The following is a 605-nucleotide window of genomic DNA, read 5'->3' as shown; positions in this document are numbered from 1 at the left end:
CGGAGCAGGGCGGGCCAGACCATCTCCTGGTAGAGGGCCTGGGGGTTGCCCCCCGCCCTCACCGCCTCCTTGTAGCGCTCCCAGAGGACACCCAGGTCTTCCGGGAGAGGCGCGCCGAGGGGTTTCATGGGCTCCATTCTACCGGAGCCCAGCGTAGGGGGTAGGGGCTTGGCAACACCCCTTACTCAAGCCTCCTCAAAGGACAGGGCGACCTCAATCAGCTTGCGGTTCGCCATAAACCTATTTTGCGCGCTTGGATCCCTGGGGGAGCTTAGTGAGGACCATGCTCTGACCATAATCCCAGCGAACGCGCACCATGACCACTTCTTTTGGGGGTGGGTTTTGCCTGATAACCTCCAGAACCCTACCCGAACCAAAGAGGGGGTGCGAGATTGCTCCGCTGGGCTGTGCCATCTCCAAGGGAGGGTGGGTTTCTATGGAAGGGCCTTTTTTAGCCTTCATGAAGGTATCTGCGCCCGGGAGCCTCGGCAGTTTTCCTTCCTCCGCCGAAGCGAGGTACTCGTAATCTTGCACCTTCTCCCAAAGCTCAGGAAGGACGGCCTGCCCAGAAGCGGCGTATAAGGCCGCGGTCATGGAGGCGATGG

At 60.8% G+C, this 605-nt stretch carries 1 protein-coding gene; it reads right to left on the bottom strand.

Translation table 11 applies throughout. The annotated features are described in order from the left end of the window. Positions 1-240: 240 nt before the first annotated feature. A partial coding sequence (locus tag AC01Y6_RS11025; protein ID WP_476671571.1) for a hypothetical protein occupies positions 241-605 on the bottom strand: 365 nt, incomplete at its 5' end.

The organism is Thermus sp., from assembly GCF_056332225.1.
The sequence above is the reverse complement of the archived record's forward strand: the minus strand, read 5'-3'. Positions and strand labels throughout refer to the sequence as shown.